Raw genomic sequence first — 18,717 nt, forward strand, 5'->3', positions numbered from 1 at the left:
TACCCCTGACACACCCGGCTTCGCAAGGGCGGGGCATCCATCACGGTTTTCGGGTCTCTCGGGGCCCGGTTACATTGACAGCCCAATCACCCCGAAGTAACTTTGCCAGTTTACCCGCGCACGCCGCCTGACGGGCGGCGCGGGACCTTCGTTGAACCACCAGCCCCGGCGAAAACACCCGTGATCGATGAATTTCCCAGAATCAAGCGCCTGCCGCCCTACGTTTTCAATATTGTCAATGACCTGAAGGCCAAGGCCCGGGCCCGTGGCGAGGACATCATCGATTTCGGGATGGGCAACCCGGATCAACCGACGCCAAAGCATATTGTCGACAAACTGGTGGAGGTGGCGCAGCGCGATGACACCCATCGCTACTCCATGTCCAGGGGCATCCCGCGTCTGCGCCGTGCCGTCACACGCTGGTACAAGGACCGCTTCGATGTGGACCTGGATCCGGAGACCGAGGCCATCGTCACGATCGGATCCAAAGAGGGTCTGGCGCACCTGTCGCTGGCCATACTGGGCCCCGGTGACGCGGTGCTGGTGCCGAATCCGGCTTACCCCATCCATCCTTACGGCTGCGTCATCGCCGGCGCGGACATCCGGCATGTTCCGCTGACCCCGGGTGTGGATTTCTTCGCGGAACTGGAGAAGGCCATTCAGGACAGCTGGCCCCGCCCCAAGATGCTGGTGCTGAGCTTTCCGGCCAATCCCACGACCCAGTGCGTCGAGCCGGGCTTCTTCGAGAAGGTGGTGGACATCGCAAGGGAATACGGTATCTGGGTGGTGCACGACCTGGCCTACGCGGAGATCGTGTTCGATGGTTACCGGGCGCCTTCCATCCTGCAGGTCCCGGGCGCCCGGGACGTGGCGGTGGAGTTCTACAGCCTGTCCAAGAGCTATAACATGCCCGGCTGGCGCGTGGGCTTCATGTGCGGCAACAAGACCCTGATCGCGGCCCTGGGGCGCATCAAGTCCTACCTGGACTACGGGATGTTTACGCCCATCCAGGTGGCCGCCATCGCCGCGCTGGAAGGTCCCCAGGAATGCGTGGATGAGATCCGGCAGGTCTACACGCGGCGTCGCGATGTGCTCTGCGATGGGCTCAGTGCCTTGGGGTGGGCCGTGGAGAAACCCAAGGCCACCATGTTCGTATGGGCGCCGATTCCGGAGCAGTATGCCCATCTGGGCTCGCTGGAGTTCAGCAAGAAACTTCTCAGGGATGCCAAGGTCGCCGTCTCTCCGGGCATCGGTTTCGGCAGTTACGGAGACAGCCATGTGCGTTTCGCCCTGATCGAGAACGAGCATCGTACGCGCCAGGCGATCCGCGGCATCAAGGCCATGTTCCGGGACGACAGCCGGGAAGCCGGCACCGGCGGCTGAGCGCCGATGGCCCGACGAAAAATCACATGCTCGAGGAACTTACGTGAAACCGGTTAATGTCGGCCTGCTGGGCCTGGGCACCGTGGGGTGCGGTGCGATCAATGTACTGGCCCGCAACGGTGACGAGATCGCGCGCCGCGCGGGACGGGGCATCGAGGTGGTCGCGGCCTCCGCCCGGGATCTGGAGCGGCCCCGTGAATGCAGCCTCGACAGGATCCGCCTTCACGCCGACCCGTTCGATGTGGTCAACGATCCGCAGGTGCAGATCGTGGTGGAACTGATCGGGGGCACAAGCCCTGCCCGGGAGCTGGTGCTGGCGGCCATCGAGCAGGGCAAGCACGTGGTCACCGCCAACAAGGCGCTCATCGCCCTGCACGGCAACGAGATCTTTGCCGCCGCCCAGGCGCGCGGGGTGATGGTGGCGTTCGAGGCGGCCGTGGCCGGCGGAATTCCCATCATCAAGGCGATTCGCGAGGGGCTATCCGGCAATCGCATCCTGTGGCTTGCCGGCATCATCAACGGCACCGGCAACTTTATTCTCACGGAGATGCGCGACAAGGGCCGCGAGTTTGCCGACGTGCTCGCCGAGGCACAGCGCCTGGGGTACGCCGAGGCCGATCCCACGTTCGACGTGGAAGGCATCGACGCCGCTCACAAGCTCACCATCCTGGCTTCCATCGCCTTCGGAATCCCGCTGCAGTTCGACAAGGTCTACACGGAAGGCATCGCCCGCATCACCCGGGAGGACGTGGCCTACGCCGCCGAGCTGGGTTATCGCATCAAGCACCTGGGGATTGCGCGCCAGAGCGAGCAGGGCATCGAACTGCGGGTGCATCCCACCCTCATTCCGCATCGCCGCCTGATCGCCAATGTGGACGGAGTGATGAACGCCGTGCTGGTGATGGGTGATGCCGTGGGTCCGACGCTCTACTACGGTGCCGGTGCCGGCGCCGAGCCCACCGCTTCCGCCGTGGTGGCGGACCTGGTGGACGTGGTGCGGGCGCTCACGTCCGATCCGGAGAACCGGGTACCGCACCTGGCCTTCCAGGCGGATGCGCTGTCCGACACGGCCGTGCTGTCCATGGAAGAGGTACAAACGGCGTTCTACCTGCGTCTGCGGGTACAGGACAGGCCCGGCGTGCTGGCGGATATCACCCGCATCCTGGGCGATCAGGACATCAGTCTGGAGGCTGTACTGCAGCGCGAGCCCGACGAGGCCGCCGCCGAGGCCAGTGTCATTCTGCTCACGCACAAGGTGCGCGAGGGCAACATGAACAAGGCCATCGAGGCCATCCAGCGGCTGGAGACCGTGATCGCCCCGGTGATCCGCATCCGGCTGGAGAGCCTGAAGTAAACCCTAAACCTCGACGCGAAGGCGCAAAGACGCGGAGGTTCGCAAAGAGTGCCTTTTGAAGTGATTTCAAGCTCTCTTTGCGTCATTGCGTCTTCGCGTCAAATCTTTTGACTTTCAGCCTCGAAAGCTGAATCAGATACGAGTACATCAAGATGCCATTTCGAACCCGCTACACCGGTCTGATCGACCGTTACCGTGACCGGCTGCCGGTGCACGACGATACCCGCATCATCAGCCTCGGCGAGGGCAACACGCCGCTGATCCGCCTGAACAACATTCCGCGCATCGTCGGCAGGGAAGTGGATATCTACGTGAAGTACGAGGGGCTGAACCCCACAGGTTCATTCAAGGATCGCGGCATGACCATGGCCGTGACCAAGGCGGTGGAGGAGGGTTCAAAGGCCATCATCTGCGCCTCCACGGGCAATACGTCCGCGGCCGCCGCCGCTTATGCGGCCCGTGCCGGCATCGCCGCTTTCGTTATCATTCCGGACGGCAAGATCGCCATGGGCAAGCTGGCCCAGGCCATGATGCACGGCTCGGTGGTCATCCAGATCAAGGGCAACTTCGATGACGGCATGCGCCTCGTGAAGGAAGTGGCCAGCGAGGCACCGGTGACCATCGTCAACTCCATCAATCCCTATCGGCTCCAGGGCCAGAAAACCGCCGCCTTCGAGATCACGGAGGAACTGGGGCGCGCGCCGGACTATCACTGTCTGCCGGTGGGCAACGCCGGAAACATTACCGCGCACTGGATCGGCTATTGCGAGTACAGTTCCGCCTCCGGCGATCATGTCACCGAGGCCTGCACCTTCTGCAAGGGACATTGTGCGTACGCGGGTGGCGCCATCGTGGGAAACCGTCCGAAGATGGTGGGGTACCAGGCCGCCGGCAGCGCACCCTTCATGCGCGGCGAGATGGTGGACAACCCCGATACGGTGGCCACTGCCATCCGTATCGGGCATCCCCAGTCATGGGATTCCGCCTGGAAGGTGAAGGAGGAATCCGGCGGCTGGTTCGATGAATGCACGGACGCCGAGATCCTCGCGGCGCAGAAACTGCTGGCCGAAAAGGAGGGGGTGTTCTGCGAACCGGCCTCCGCCGCTTCCCTTGCCGGCGCGTTGCGGGACGTGCAGAACGACAGGATCCCCGAGGGCTCCAGCATCGTCTGCACCCTCACCGGCCACGGGCTCAAGGATCCCGACACCGCCATCGCCCAGAGCACCCGCCCGCTGATCAACGTCGAGGCCACTCTGGATCAGGTGAAGCGGGCGATTCTGGATAACATGTAATCGAAGTGGGAAGTGTGAATTGGGAAGTGAGAAGTGAAACCCGGGGCGGTGCCAATCGCTCATTCATCGATTGTTCGGATATCCCTTCTCGTTCGCACTTCTCAATTCCCACTTCTCACTTCCAGCCCCTTCCGCCCCGCCCGGTCCTTCGCGAACTGCCAGGCCACGCGTCCGCTGCGTGAGCCCCGGCCCAGGGCATAACGCAGGGCCTCGGCGCGGCTTTCCTCTGTCATGGTGCCGCCGAGCCTGACGAGCCAGTGGTCCACCACGGCGAGGTACTGGTCCTGCGTGAAGGGATGGAAGGCGAGCCAGAGGCCGAAGCGCTCTGACAGGGAGATCTTTTCCTCCACCGCCTCGCCCGGGTGAATCTCGTCGTCCACCCGTTTCACCTCCAGGTTGTCCATCATCTTCTCCGGCATCAGATGGCGCCGGTTGGAGGTGGCGTGGATGAGCACATTCTCGGGCGTCCCTTCCAATGAGCCGTCGAGCATCGCCTTGAGCGCCTTGTAGCCCGGATCGCTGGCCTCGAAGGACAGGTCGTCGGCCAGCAGGATGAAGCGCTCGGGCCGTCCGGCAAGCGGCTTCGCGATATCCGGCAGGTGTGTCAGATCCTGTCCGTCCACCTGGATGATGCGCAGGCCGTCCTCGCTGAACTCGTTGAGCAGCGCGCGCATCAGCGAGGATTTGCCCGTGCCCCGGGCGCCCCACAGCAGCACGTTGTTGGCGGGCAGGTGTTTCAGGAACTGCCGGGTGTTGCGCACCAGCAGCGTCTTCTGGCGCTCGATGTGGAGCAGGTCGTCGAGGGACAGTGGCGCGATCCCGTGCACCGGGCTCAGGTGCCCGTCGCGGTGCCAACGGTGGGCCGGGGCGGTCCAGTCCGGGTCCGGCGCCGGCGCAGGCAGCAGCCGCTCGGCCCGGTCCATGAGCCGGGAGAACTGTGCCAGCACGGCTTTTAGTTCGGTGTCCTGGGGCATGGTGGATGTCCGGTTAATGCATTTCTGCAAGCATCGGGGAGAGTTGCTTGAAAAGTCAAAATCCAAAGTCTCTGCGCCCCTGCGGCAAGCTTATAGGGTTTATGGACACAGCTCCCATCGCATCGGTTAATCTGTGCCGTCCCGCAAGCCGCCATGAAGCACATGTCCCAGGACCGTATCCGCATCTTCGGTGCCCGCCAGAACAATCTCAAGGGCCTCGATATCGAGCTGCCGCTCAACGAATTGATCGTGGTCACCGGCGTGTCGGGGTCCGGCAAGTCCTCGCTCGCCTTCGATACGGTGTATGCGGAGGGGCAGCGCCGCTATGTGGAGACCTTCTCGCCCTACGCCCGGCAGTTCCTGGACCGCATGGACAAGCCGGCGGTGGATCGCATCGAGGGCGTGCTGCCGGCCATCGCCATTGACCAGACCAACCCGGTGCGCACCTCCCGCTCCACCGTGGGTACCATGACGGAGCTGAACGATCACCTGAAGCTGCTCTATGCCCGGGGTGCGCACCTGCACTGCCGGGGCTGCGGCGCGCGGGTGAGGCGGGATACGCCCGAGTCGATCGCCGGCGAGTGGCTCACCCGGGACGGGACGGGGCAAACGCGCGTCATGGTGGTCTTTCCGGTGTCCGTGCCGGAGAACTTCACAGTCGAGGAAGTGAAGGGGCACCTGAGGGCCCAGGGTTACGAGCGTCTCCACCTGGATCTGGCGTCGCGACTTGAGGTGATCCAGGACCGGTTGCGGGCGCAGCCCGCCAATCGTGGGCGCCTGGTGGAGGCCCTCGAGGCGGCCCTGCACCATGGCCAGGGACGCGTGCGGGTCTACCCCCTGGGCGAGGACCGCGAGCCCCACGCGCCCATAGACTATTCCGCGGATCTGCACTGCGCCGCCTGCGACCTGCATTACAGCGAGCCCACTCCCAACCACTTCTCCTTCAATTCCCCCATCGGCGCCTGCGAGGCCTGCCGGGGGTTCGGGCGTACCATGGGCATCGATCTAAACCTGGTGATCCCGGACGGCCGCGTGAGTCTGGGGGACGGGGCGGTGAAGCCCTGGCAGACCGATGCCTACTACGAGTGTCAGGCGGAGCTGAAGACCTTCGCCCGCAAGCGGGGCATTCCACTGGACGTTCCCTGGGACGAGCTGACCGACGAACAGCGGGAATGGGTGATCGAGGGGGAGGGGGATTTTGATGAGGGTGTCTGGTACGGCGTCCGGCGCTTCTTCGACTGGCTGGAGACCCGGAGCTACAAGATGCACATCCGGGTGCTGCTGTCGCGCTACCGCAGCTATGAGCCCTGCAAGGCCTGCCATGGCGCGAGGCTCAGGCCCGACTCCCTGCTGTGGCGCCTGGGCACGAAGCCCGATGCGGATGCCGTGCTGTCACCCACCGCGCGCTTCCTGCCCGCGGGGGTCTCCTGGTCTCGGGATCTGCTCCAGTCATTGCCGGGCCTGTGCCTGCATGATCTCATGCAGGTGCCCCTGGAGCGCTGCAAGCAGTTCTTCGATGGACTGCATCTGCCCAAGCCACTGGACGAGGCCACGGACCTGCTGCTGTCCGAGATCCGCGCGCGGCTGAACTATCTCTGCGAAGTGGGGCTTCGTTATCTGACCCTGGACCGCCAGTCCCGCACCCTGTCCGGCGGCGAGGTGCAGCGGATCAACCTGACCACTGCGCTGGGCACCTCGCTTGTGAACACCCTGTTCGTGCTGGACGAGCCCTCCATCGGCCTGCACCCGAGAGACATGGATCGGGTGGTGGGCGTGATGCGCCGGCTGCGGGATGCGGGCAACTCCCTGCTGGTGGTGGAACACGATCCCCAGGTGATGCGCGCCGCCGATCGCATCCTCGACATGGGGCCGGGTCCGGGTGAGCGGGGCGGGGAGGTGGTGTTCTTCGGCACGCCGGCGCAGATCCTGCGTTCCCGCAGGTCCCTCACGGGGCAGTATCTGACTGGCCGCAGACAGGTGGCCCCGTCCTCCGCCAGCCAGCCTCCGGACCGGGACACGGCGTGGCTGGAACTGCGCGGTGCCGCCGAGCACAACCTCAAGGGCATCCATGCGCGCTTCCCCCTGGGGCGTCTGGTGTGCGTCACCGGCGTGTCCGGCTCGGGCAAGTCCACCCTGATCCAGGATCTGCTGTATCCGGCGCTGGCCAGGCTCAAGGGTCGCCCGGAGTATCCGTCCGGGGCCTTCGAGTCCTTGTCCGGTCACGAGTCCCTGGACGCGGTGGTGATGGTGGACCAGTCCCCCATCGGCCGCACCGCCCGTTCCTGCCCGGCCAGCTACGTGGGCGCCCTTGATGCCATCCGCAAGCTGTTCGCCGAGGAGCCCCTGGCAAAGGAACGGAGCTACACCGCCGGGACCTTCAGCTTCAACTCCGGCAACGGCCGCTGTCCGGTGTGCACAGGCTCCGGCTTCGAGCATGTGGAGATGCAGTTCCTCTCGGATGTCTACCTGCGCTGCGGCGAATGTGACGGCAGGCGCTACCGGCCCGAGGTGCTCCAGGTCAAGGCCCTGGGGGCGCAGGGTCACGCCGCGGATCTGTCGGCGGTGCTGGAGATGACCGTCTCCCAGGCCCTGGCATTCTTCGCCCATGTTCCCGAGGTGCTGCAGAGTCTGGAGCCGTTGGCGGCCGTGGGTCTGGAATACCTGCGCCTGGGCCAGCCGGTTCCGACGCTCTCCGGCGGCGAGGCCCAGCGCCTGAAGCTGGCCGGACACCTGGCGGCGCGTCAGCGGGGAAAGGGCCGGGGCACCACACTGTTCCTGCTGGACGAGCCCACCACGGGCCTGCATTTCGAGGACATCGCCCGGCTGCTCAAGGCCCTGCGCCGACTGCAGGCGGAGGGGCACTCCCTGATCGTCATCGAGCACAACCTGGACGTGATCCGCGCCGCCGACTGGCTCATGGACCTGGGCCCCGAGGGGGGCGACGGGGGCGGCGAGATCGTCTGCGAGGGCGCCCCCGCGCAGGTGATGAAACATCCCCGCTCCCATACCGGTGCCGCCCTGCGCGCGGACGCGCAAGGACTCGTCGCGGAAACCGCCGCGCCTGCCTACAGGACTTCACGGGCCCTGCCCGCGGAGATCCGCATCAGCAACGCCCGGGAGCACAACCTCAAGGGCGTGGACATCCGGGTGCCCCGGGACCGCTTCACGGCGATCACCGGCGTGTCCGGCTCCGGCAAGAGCACCGTGGCCTTCGACATCCTGTTCAACGAGGGTCAGCGCCGCTACCTGGAGTCGCTGAATGCCTACGCCCGCTCCCTGGTGCAGCCGGCCTCCCGGCCTGAGGTGGACGCGGTCACCGGCATCCCCCCCACCGTGGCCATCGAGCAGCGCACCAGCCGGGGCGGACACAAGAGCACCGTGGGCACGCTCACCGAGGTGCACCACTTCCTGCGCCTGCTGTACGTGAAGCTGGGGACCCAGTACTGCCCGGACTGCGACGTGGCCATCGAGCCTCAGACCCCAGAGGCAATCCTGGCCGCGCTGCTCAAACAGTGGAAAGGCAGGGAGGTGCAGGTGCTGGCGCCCCTCGTCTCGGCGCGCAAGGGCTATTACACGGATCTTGCCCGCTGGGCCCGTGCCCGGGGTTTTGAACACCTGCGCGTGGATGGCGAACTGATCCCCACCAACCCCTGGCCGCGCCTGGATCGCTACCGGGAACACGACATCGAACTACCGGTGGCGAGCCTTAAGATTACGCCAATGGCCGAGGCAGAGCTGCGTCAGGCCATTGCCCGGGGACTGGATCTGGGCAAGGGCATGATCCGGGTGGCAACCGTCGCAGGCCGTGCCGCCGAGAGACTCTATTCCACGGAACGGGCCTGTCCCTCCTGTGCCCGGTCCTTCGACGTGCCCGATCCGCGCCTGTTCTCCTACAACGCCCGCCACGGTTGGTGCATTACCTGCTTCGGCACCGGCGTGGTGTTGAAGGGCTTCGACGAGGTCCACAGTGGCGAGGAAGGGGAATGGCTGGAAGAGGGCGAGACGCGCCAGACCTGTCCTGCCTGCCATGGCCAGCGCCTGCGGCCCGAGGCCCTGGCCGTGCGCTTCCGGGAGCGCTCCATCGGCGAGCTCTCGGCCCTGCCGGTGAAGGTGGCGCGCGGCTGGTTCGAGAAGCTGAAACCGAAGGCGCGTGAATCTGCCATCGCCCGGGACATCCTGCCGGAGATCCGCGGCCGGCTCGCCTTCCTGGAACAGGTGGGGCTGGGTTATCTGAGTCTGGATCGCGGCGCTCCGACGCTGTCCGGCGGCGAGGCCCAGCGCATCCGCCTGGCGGCCCAACTGGGCACCAACCTCCAGGGGGTCTGCTACATCCTGGACGAGCCCACCATCGGCCTGCACCCCCGGGACAACCGCATGCTGCTGGATACCCTGCATCGCCTGCAGGCCAAGGGCAACACCGTGGTGGTGGTGGAGCACGACGAGGAAACCATCCGCAGCGCCGAGCACGTGATTGATCTGGGCCCCGGTGCCGGGGAGCGGGGCGGACGGCTGGTGGCCCAGGGCAGTGTGAAGCAGCTGATGAACACGCCCGAGTCCCTGACCGGGCAGTTCCTGGCGCACCCTCTGAAACACCCGCTCATGGCGCGCCGCCCTACCCGGGCAGGGCAGGAGCCGGCCCTGCGCATCCGGGGAGCCCGGCTCAACAACCTGCGCGACGTGGACGTGTCCATTCCCCTCAACCGCCTGGTATGCGTCACCGGCGTATCCGGCTCCGGCAAGTCCACCCTTGTGCGGGAGGTGCTCTACCGGAACCTTTCCGGGCGGGTGGGCAGGCGGGGCCGCAAGCCGGCCCTGACGGGCTGTGACGCCCTGGAAGGCTGGCAGGACCTGGAACGGGTGCTGGAGGTGGACCAGACCCCCATCGGGCGCACGCCGCGATCCTGCCCCGCCACCTACGTGGGCGTGTTCGACCGCATCCGCAGGCTGTTCGCCGAGACCCCCGAGGCACGACTGAGGGGCTGGAACGCCTCGCGTTTTTCCTTCAACACCAGTGGCGGGCGCTGTGACGTCTGTGAAGGGCAGGGTGTGCGGCGCATCGAGATGAGCTTCCTGCCCGACGTGGTGGTGCCCTGCGAGGCCTGCGGCGGCGGGCGCTACGGCCGGGAAACGCTGGAAGCGCGCTACCGGGAATGTTCCGTCGCGGACGTCTTGCAGATGAGCGTGGACGAGGCTGTGCCCTTTTTCACCGCCCACCCGGCCATCCACCACACCCTGCAGTTGCTCCAGAACGTGGGCCTCGGTTACCTGCGCCTGGGCCAGCCCAGCCCGACCCTGTCCGGTGGTGAGGCCCAGCGAATGAAGCTGGTGACCGAGCTTGCCAGGGTGCGCCCGGATGTGCGAGGGCGCCGCAAGGAACCCAAGGGAAGTCTCTACGTCCTCGACGAACCCACCGTTGGTCTGCACATGGCCGACGTGGTCAGGCTGATCCGCGTGCTGCACCACCTGGTGGAGGCGGGGCACTCGGTGGTCGTCATTGAGCATAATCTTGACGTGATCGCCGAGGCCGATTGGATCGTGGACATGGGCCCCGGGGGGGGTGACGGGGGCGGCCGCGTTGTGGCGCAGGGAGCGCCTGAGCGCATGGTGCGGCGAAAGTCGGCCACCGGTCGTGTCCTGCAGACGTTTCTTGCCGACCGTTGATGACCGCGTTGCAGGCATCCCCGGACGTTGGAATCAGGAAAGACGGGGGCCTCACGGGTCCGGCCACTCCCGAGGCCGGCATTCTGCGGATCGGTCCATCGTCTGGCCCGGCCGAACGTGATATGGTTTTCACTTGAACACGGATCCGTGAGAGAGCCCCATGAACCACGACGCCAATCAGAGCAGCGACCCCGATCGGGCGGTGGCGTTCATGTCCCATGACCACGAGGAAGCCCGGCATCTTCTGGAGCGGATCGTGGAGAGCCTCGCGTCCAGCACGGGCGGCGAGAGCCCGGACCTTCGCAAGGATCTCCGGGATTTCATCGAGCACACGCGCGCGCATTTCAACCGGGAAGAATCCCTGATGCGGGAGATCGACTTTCCGCCATTGCCTGTCCACAAGCAGGAACACGACGCGCGTCTGGAGGAACTGGTCAGCTGCCTTGACGATCTGGACGCGGGCGCTGTGAGCCTGGACGAGGTGCGGGAGCTCTTCATGGGCCGGTTCCTGCCCTGGTATCGCCGCCATTGCGCCACGATGGATGTCGCCACGGAGAAATTCGCCAAGGCACATATTGAAACCAAGGATGACGGTTGAAGGATCGGGGATGAACGCCTGATCTGCCCGCTGACCGGGAGGGGACCCATTCAACGGTCCACCTTCACCTCTTGGTGATCAGCGTCCCCGCCAGTTTGCTCTCCCGGTTCCGGACCAGGTCGGCCAGGGTGACCCGGTCCAGTGTGTCCATGAATGCGTCCCGGGCATCGTTGAGCACGTTCTTCAGGCGGCAGTCCGGCAGGATGACGCACAATGAAGGCGCGCTGCAGTTGATGATCTCCAGGTTCTCTTCCATGTCCCGGACCACATCACCCACGCGTGTCTCTTCGGCGGGTCTTGCGAGGCGCATCCCGCCGCTTTTGCCACGGAACGTCCGGATATGGCCCAGTCCGGCCAGTTCATGGACGACCTTGACCAGGTGGTGGCGGGAGATCTGGTAGGCCTCGGCGATGTCCGAGATCCGGCTCAACCGGTCCGGGTTGACCGCGAGGTAGATCAGGACGCGCAGGGCAAAGTCAGTACGGCGGGTGATCTGCATGTGGGGTTACCAGGGGCAGGGGGGCCATACTCACCGAGCAGGCGTCGGCGGTCCCCGGTGCGGATAGCGTGGTCATGATGATCGACTCGAAACCTGTGGCATAACATTCAGTAAACCATGTAATCCCCTCGGGTTTACTGACCGGGATCAACCAATTCCCTGCCCCTGCGTCCTCGCTTCGGCCGACGAATCCCCAATCAATGCTGCAGCCGCCGGTACTTCATGCGGTGGGGGGTGTCCGCGTCGCTGCCCAGTCGCTTGTGGCGATCGGCCTCGTACTCAGTGTAGTTTCCGTCGAAGAACACCACGCTGCCGTCATCCTCGAAGGCCAGGATATGGGTGGCGATGCGGTCCAGGAACCAGCGGTCATGGGAGATCACCACCGCGGAACCCGGGAAGTCCAGCAGAGCCTCTTCCAGGGCGCGCAGTGTCTCCACGTCCAGATCGTTGGTGGGCTCGTCCAGCAGCAGCAGGTTGCCGCCGCTCTGCAGCAGCTTGGCCAGATGAACCCGGTTGCGTTCACCCCCGGAGAGCTCCTTCATGAGTTTCTGCTGGTCGGAGCCCTTGAAGTTGAAGCGGCCCACATAGGCCCGCGAGGGCATCTGGAAGTTGCCCACCTGGATGATGTCCTGGCCGTTGGAGATCTCCTCCCAGACCGATTTCTCGGCGGCGAGCGCATCGCGGCTCTGGTCCACATAAGCCACCTGTACCGTCTCGCCCACGCGGATGTCGCCGCTGTCCGGCTGCTCCTGCCCCACGATCATGCGGAACAGGGTGGATTTGCCGGCACCGTTGGGGCCGATGATCCCGAGGATGCCGCCCCGGGGGATGCTGAACGAGAGGTCTTCGTAGAGCACGCGGTCACCGTAGGACTTGGTGATGCCGTCCATTTCCACCACCACGTCACCCAGGCGAGGGCCCGGCGGGATGTAGATTTCCTTGGTTTCGCTGCGCTTCTGGTAGTCCGGCGACGACAGTTCCTCAAAGCGTTTGAGGCGCGCCTTGCTCTTGGTGCCGCGCCCCTTGGGATTGGAACGCACCCATTCCAGCTCCGCCTCCATGTTCTTGCGCCGGGCGCTTTCCTGCTTCTCCTCCATTTCCAGGCGCTTCTCCTTCTGCTCCAGCCAGGAGGAGTAGTTGCCTTCCCAGGGGATGCCGTGACCGCGGTCCAACTCCAGAATCCAGCCGGCCACGTTGTCCAGGAAGTAACGGTCATGGGTCACCGCCACCACGGTACCCGGGAACTCCTGCAGGAATCGCTCCAGCCAGGCCACCGACTCGGCGTCCAGATGGTTGGTGGGCTCGTCCAGGATCAGCATGTCCGGGTTGGACAGCAGCAGTTTGCACAGCGCCACGCGGCGGCGCTCACCGCCGGAGAGCGTGCTGACGTCCGCCTCCCAGGGCGGCAGGCGCAGCGCATCGGCCGCCACCTCGAGCTTTCGCTCCAGGTCCCAGGCGCCGGCGGCGTCGATCTTGTCCTGCAACTCCGCCTGCTCGGCCAACAGGGCGTCGAAGTCCGCGTCCGGGTTGGCGAACGCCTCGGCGATGGCGTTGAAGCGGTCCACCAGGGCCTTGGTCTCGCCGACGCCTTCCTCCACGTTGCCGCGCACGTCCTTGTCGCTGTCGAGTTGCGGCTCCTGGGGCAGGAAACCGATCCGTATGCCGGGCTGAGGACGGGCTTCGCCCACGTACTCCTTGTCGACGCCGGCCATGATGCGCAGCAGGGTGGATTTGCCGGCGCCGTTGTAACCCAGCACGCCGATCTTGGCGCCGGGGAAGAAGTTCAGGGAGATGTCCTTGAGGATTTCCTTCTTGGGCGGGACGACCTTGCCCACACCGCTCATGGTGTAGATGTATTGAGCCATGGATACCTTGAGAGAATCGGGAACGATTGTGAATTGATGGACTCGTAATGGACGGGCATTATCCGGCAAAGGTCCCGCTGCTTTCCAGTCGGGCTCCCCCTGCCGGGCGGACAAACAAGAAAAAATAGCAACTTCCAGAGGATATCCAGCATGTACCGACATATCTGCAAGACATCCCTTCTGGCCCTGACGGGCGCCGCGTTTCTCACAGTCGCGGCTGTCCAGGCCGCCGAGCGGGTGGAACTGGAAAGGGACGGCCTGACGCACATCGCTCACCTGGAGATGGCTTCGGGCAAGTCCCTGGAGGATGGCGTGATCCTGATGCTCCACGGTACCATGGCCCACGGGCGCATGGAGATCATGGAGAGTCTGCAGGGGCTCATGGCGGAGCGGGGCTATAACAGCCTCTCCATCAACCTGAGCCTGGGCATCGATGCCCGGGAGGGCATGGTCGACTGCGCAATCGATCACGTGCATCGCCACGAGGACGCGCTGGCGGAACTGGATATGTGGATGGGGTGGCTGAACGAACAGGGTGCGGGCAGGGTGGCCCTCATGGCCCATTCCCGGGGTGGTGCCCAGATGGCGTGGTATGCGGCAGAACACAAGCCGCAGGGCGTGGAACACGCGGTGCTCATCGCTCCGGCAACCGCCGATCATGCTGCCACCGCCCGGGCGTATGAGGAGCGCTATGGTGCGCCGCTGGCACGGGTCTACGAGCAGGCTGCGGAACTCATGCGCATGGGCCAGCCGGACACCCTCATCGAGGACATCGGGTTTCTGTACTGCGAGGGTGCCAACGCCAGTGCGGCGGCTGTGGCCTCCTACTATGCGGATAACCCTGATTTCGACACGCCCGCGCTGCTGCCCGGGATGGACATGCAGGTACTTGTGATCGCCGGCAGCGAGGACGCTACCGTGGCCGATCTTCCTGAACGAATGGCGGAGCTGAAGGGCGAAGCCCACATCCAATATGGGGTTGTAGACGGGGCCGAGCACTTTTTCCGTGACTTCTTCGCCGACGATGTGGCCGATCTGGCGGCCGAATTCATCGGCTGGTAATCCGGTCCTGACAAGACGGATCATCGAACACTCGAGGCCCTGGGCAGGGGCACAGTGCAGGGTCGAATGAGCGATTCCCGCTGAAGTGGCCCCCGCGTTTCCCGTGTGCCTCGCATCGTTGGCAGTGCACTGTTGCGGGTCTGAACATGAACACACATGGTGTGTGAGAATGTGCCGGTGCCGACCGGATGTCCCGAGTTGTTCGGTCTGACCGCACTCAACCGTTCCATGGCCCTGTGCTATGGTGGAAACGAGCGCACTGCACACGCTCAACGGTGGCGCCCACATGCGGTAGTCCGTGCACGTCCGGTTTCGGACCTGCACACCATGAGGCGGCTCAACAGCCGTTGTTGCCGTTGTGCAATCACGCCGATCGGCTGATCGGCCGGCAGCTCCGGTGCGGGCCGGGCGCAAGGCTGCCACCCACGACCGGAACGAACGGTCGCACCGGTGGACCACTCATTGATATAGCGGAGGGGTTGGCATGGCGGGCCAGCGGATCGATTTTCCCGGAGCGGACGAACACACACTGGCGGCGAGGCTGGATACGCCGCCGGGAGAACCGCGGGCCTGGGCGCTTTTCGCGCATTGTTTCACCTGCGGAAAGGATATCCGCGCGGCGAGTCGAATCGCGGCCGCGCTGACCGAGCGCGGCATCGCCACCCTGCGCTTCGATTTTACGGGGCTCGGGGCGAGTGAGGGAGAATTCGCCAATACCGGTTTCAGTTCCAATGTCGCGGACCTTCTGGCCGCGGCGCGTTTCATGCGCGAAAGCGGACGCCCGGTCTCCATTCTCATCGGGCACAGCCTCGGGGGCACGGCGGTCCTGGCCGCCGCCGGCGAGTTGCCGGAGTGCGCCGCGGTCGGGGTGATCGGTGCCCCGTTCGATCCGGAGCACGTGCTCGATCATTTTTCGGACAAGCTGGAGGTCATCGAATCCGAGGGGGAGGCCACCGTCACATTGGCTGGACGCCAGTTCCGGATCCGCCGTCAGTTCCTGGAAGATGCGCGCGACCAGAACCAGGCCAGGCACATTCGTCAGCTGCAGCGTCCCCTGCTGGTCATGCATTCCCCTGTGGATGCCGTGGTGGACGTGGACAATGCCCGGCGAATCTTCGAGCATGCCAGGCACCCAAAGAGCTACGTCTCACTGGACGATGCGGACCATCTGCTCAGCAAGCCCGAGGATGCGGAGTACGCGGCCGGGGTGATCGCCGCGTGGGCGGCCCGTTACCTGCCGGACCGGGACGATCCGGCCGATGAGGCCGGCGGGGATGGTGGCGTGACGGTGGAGGAACTAACGCCGGACGGCCTTGCACAACAGGTGCGGGTGGGCCGTCACCGGCTGTTTGCCGACGAGCCGGAGAGTGCCGGCGGTGCTGACATGGGTCCGGGCCCTTACGACTACCTGCTGGCCGGACTCGGGGCATGCACCTCCATGACGCTGCGCATGTACGCCCGGCGCAAGGGGCTGGACCTGACCCGTGTGCAGGTGAGCCTGACGCACGACAGGATTCACGCCAGGGATTGCGAGGCGTGCGAGACGCAAACCGGCCGGCTCGACCTGATCACCCGGCGCATCATCCTGGAAGGCGAACTCTCTGATGCGGAGCGCAAGCGGTTGCTGGAGATTGCCGACAAGTGCCCGGTGCATCGCACGCTCCACGGTGAGGTCGAGATCCGGACGCTCCCCGGTTGAGGTTGCTCGGGCCTGAATCCACGCATTACCTGTAACCAGAGAGAATTGTCCATGCAGAAACCGGACCGGCCGGTTCTAAGGGATATAGTGCTGATCGGGGGAGGCCACAGCCATGTGGGGGTCCTCAAGCGTTTCGGCATGAAGCCGGTGCCCGGCGTGCGTCTGACGGTGATCTGTCGGGATACCCACACGCCGTATTCCGGCATGCTGCCGGGGTACGTGGCCGGACACTACGATTTCGACGACATCCATATCGATCTGAGCCGGCTGGCGGAGTTCGCCGGCGCCCGTTTCTACCGGGATGAGGCCGTGGGCCTGGACCGGTCCGCACGGACCGTGCTTTGCCGGGAAAGACCGCCCGTGCCCTACGACAAGCTGTCCATCAATATCGGATCCACGCCGCAACTGGGGCACGTGACAGGTGCGCACGAGCACGTGGTCCCCGTAAAGCCCATTCACCGCTTCAATGACCGCTGGCAGGCATTGCTGCACCGGGTGAAGGAACACCCCGGCAGGAGACGCATCGCAGTGGTTGGCGCGGGCGCCGGCGGCGTCGAACTGGCGCTGGCGATGCAGTACCGGCTGCGCAGGGAGCTTTCCGCCCAGGGGCGTGACCCCGGGGAACTGGAGTTCCATCTGTTCAGCCGAAGTGCCGACATTCTGCCCACGCACAATGCCCGTGTGCGCGGGGTGTTCGAGCAGGTCCTGGCCGAGCGGGGTGTGGTCCTGCATACGGCCGCGGAGGTGGAGCAGGTGGGTGACGGATGCCTGCGCACCGTCGAATCCGGTACCTTCGACGCCGATGAGGTCGTCTGGATCACGCGGGCGGGCGGGGCGCGCTGGCTTGGGGATACCGGGCTCGAACTGGATGACGACGGCTTCATTCGGGTCACCGATACCTTGCAGACCGTCACGGATCCAGAGATTTTTGCCGCGGGGGATATTGCCTCGATGGTCAACCATCCGCGGGAGAAGGCCGGTGTGTTTGCCGTGCGTCAGGCTCGGCCGCTGGCGGACAACCTGAGGCGCGCGGTCACCGGGCGGGCACTGCGGCCCTATCGGCCCCAGCGTCACTGGCTTGCCCTGATCAGCACCGGAGAACGGTACGCGGTGGCGTCCCGCGGCCCCATCGGATTCAAGGGGGCGTGGGTGTGGCGCTGGAAGGACCGGATCGATCGCCGGTTCATGGCCCGGTTCAATGATCTCCCGCCCATGGACACCGACAGGGACGATGCATGGCATTCGGTGCGGCTGGACGGGGAGGAGGCGGTGCAGGCCATCTCCGCGGTGGCCATGCGCTGCGGGGGTTGCGGCGCGAAGGTGGGCGCATCCGTACTGTCCCGCACCCTTGGCCTGCTCACGCCGGTGGATCGTGACGATGTGCTCGTGGGTCTCCACGCGCCGGATGATGCCGCCGTGCTGCGCGTGCCGGAGGGCAAGGCCCTGGTGCAGACCGTGGACTTCTTCCGTGCGTTCATCGAAGACCCGTACCTGTTCGGCAAGATCGCGGCCAATCATGCCCTGGGCGATGTGTTTGCCATGGGCGCGGAGGCACAGTCGGCCACGGCGATTGCCACCGTGCCCACGGGGCTGGAGTCCAAGATAGAGGACGTAGTGCTCCAGATGATGTCGGGGGCCATCGAAATCCTCAACGATGCGAACTGCGCGCTGGTGGGCGGCCACACCGGGGAGGGCCGGGAACTGGCCCTGGGGTTTGCCGTGAACGGGCTGGTCGACGAGGACGCCCTCCTGCGCAAGGGGGGGATGCGCGCGGGTGACGTGTTGCTGCTCACCAAACCCATCGGGACAGGCACGTTGTTCGCCGCGCACGCGAGGCTGGCCGCCCGGGGCCGCTGGATCGATTCCGCCCTCGCCTCCATGATCCAGTCAAACCGGCAGGCTGCCGCGTGTCTGCGAGAACACGGCGCCACGGCGTGTACGGACATCACCGGATTCGGGTTGCTGGGACATCTGGTCGAGATGACGCGGCCGTCCGGCGTTGACGCCGAACTGGATCTCACCGCGCTGCCGCTCCTGGAGGGCGCGCAGGAGACCGTGGCCCGGGGGATCATGAGTTCCCTGCAGCCCGCCAACGTGCGTCTGAGCCGGGCGCTTCGCAACCAGGCGGACATGGCGGACCATCCCCGTTACCCGCTGGTGTTCGATCCCCAGACCGCAGGCGGCCTGCTGGCCAGTGTGCCCGCGGATCGGGCGGAAGCCTGCGTGCAGGCGTTGCGGGCGCTGGGGTATTCCGACGCGGCCGTCATTGGCCGGGTGCTCGCCCGGAGCGATGCCCTGGAACCCATCGTCCTCAATCCATGACCGGCACG

11 protein-coding genes are annotated in these 18,717 nt (G+C 65.5%); 8 read left to right on the forward strand and 3 right to left on the reverse strand.

Features of this window, described 5'->3' with window-relative positions; translation table 11 throughout:
• Positions 1-180: 180 nt before the first annotated feature.
• The 3 genes from alaC to thrC all read left to right on the forward strand — a co-directional run bounded on the left by alaC (position 181) and on the right by thrC (position 4,029).
• Positions 181-1,383 carry an alanine transaminase gene (gene alaC, locus THITHI_RS0101695; protein WP_018231338.1) on the forward strand — a complete coding sequence of 401 codons (1,203 nt, stop codon included), beginning with the start codon at positions 181-183 and terminating at the stop codon, positions 1,381-1,383.
• A 43-nt stretch (positions 1,384-1,426) separates the two neighbouring features.
• Positions 1,427-2,737, forward strand: coding sequence for a homoserine dehydrogenase (locus tag THITHI_RS0101700; RefSeq protein WP_018231339.1), 1,311 nt, complete (start codon positions 1,427-1,429; stop codon positions 2,735-2,737).
• Between the two features lie 152 nt (positions 2,738-2,889).
• Positions 2,890-4,029: a threonine synthase gene (gene thrC, locus THITHI_RS0101705; RefSeq protein ID WP_018231340.1), complete on the forward strand. Its 1,140-nt coding sequence runs from the start codon at positions 2,890-2,892 to the stop codon at positions 4,027-4,029.
• Between the two features lie 101 nt (positions 4,030-4,130).
• Here the strand turns inward: thrC and THITHI_RS0101710 are convergent, their stop codons facing one another.
• Positions 4,131-5,003, reverse strand: coding sequence for an ATP-binding protein (locus tag THITHI_RS0101710; RefSeq protein WP_018231341.1), 873 nt, complete (start codon positions 5,001-5,003; stop codon positions 4,131-4,133).
• A 162-nt stretch (positions 5,004-5,165) separates the two neighbouring features.
• On the opposite strand from THITHI_RS0101710, the gene uvrA reads away from it, so the two are divergent.
• Together uvrA and THITHI_RS0101720 are read left to right on the forward strand one after the other, a co-directional pair.
• Positions 5,166-10,664, forward strand: coding sequence for an excinuclease ABC subunit UvrA (uvrA, locus tag THITHI_RS0101715; RefSeq protein WP_018231342.1), 5,499 nt, complete (start codon positions 5,166-5,168; stop codon positions 10,662-10,664).
• A gap of 160 nt (positions 10,665-10,824) precedes the next feature.
• Positions 10,825-11,262 (forward strand): bacteriohemerythrin, encoded by a 438-nt coding sequence (locus THITHI_RS0101720; protein WP_018231343.1) that lies wholly within the window; start codon positions 10,825-10,827, stop codon positions 11,260-11,262.
• A 64-nt stretch (positions 11,263-11,326) separates the two neighbouring features.
• Here THITHI_RS0101720 and THITHI_RS0101725 read toward each other — a convergent pair whose 3' ends face one another.
• Entirely contained in the window at positions 11,327-11,761 is a 435-nt protein-coding gene (locus THITHI_RS0101725) for an Rrf2 family transcriptional regulator (protein ID WP_018231344.1), read from the reverse strand.
• A 197-nt stretch (positions 11,762-11,958) separates the two neighbouring features.
• Positions 11,959-13,626: an energy-dependent translational throttle protein EttA gene (gene ettA / locus THITHI_RS0101730; protein ID WP_018231345.1), complete on the reverse strand. Its 1,668-nt coding sequence runs from the start codon at positions 13,624-13,626 to the stop codon at positions 11,959-11,961.
• Between the two features lie 150 nt (positions 13,627-13,776).
• Between ettA and THITHI_RS0101735 the strand changes: the two genes are divergently transcribed.
• The 3 genes from THITHI_RS0101735 (at position 13,777) to selD (ending at position 18,709) form a co-directional block, all read left to right on the forward strand.
• Positions 13,777-14,688 carry an alpha/beta hydrolase gene (locus tag THITHI_RS0101735; RefSeq protein WP_018231346.1) on the forward strand — a complete coding sequence of 304 codons (912 nt, stop codon included), beginning with the start codon at positions 13,777-13,779 and terminating at the stop codon, positions 14,686-14,688.
• A 484-nt stretch (positions 14,689-15,172) separates the two neighbouring features.
• Positions 15,173-16,387 carry a bifunctional alpha/beta hydrolase/OsmC family protein gene (locus THITHI_RS0101740; RefSeq protein WP_018231347.1) on the forward strand — a complete coding sequence of 405 codons (1,215 nt, stop codon included), beginning with the start codon at positions 15,173-15,175 and terminating at the stop codon, positions 16,385-16,387.
• A gap of 51 nt (positions 16,388-16,438) precedes the next feature.
• Positions 16,439-18,709: a selenide, water dikinase SelD gene (gene selD, locus THITHI_RS0101745; RefSeq protein ID WP_026185963.1), complete on the forward strand. Its 2,271-nt coding sequence runs from the start codon at positions 16,439-16,441 to the stop codon at positions 18,707-18,709.
• Positions 18,710-18,717 lie beyond the last annotated feature (8 nt).

Origin of the sequence: Thioalkalivibrio thiocyanodenitrificans ARhD 1, from assembly GCF_000378965.1 — a bacterium.
Lineage (GTDB): Bacteria > Pseudomonadota > Gammaproteobacteria > Ectothiorhodospirales > Ectothiorhodospiraceae > Thioalkalivibrio_A > Thioalkalivibrio_A thiocyanodenitrificans.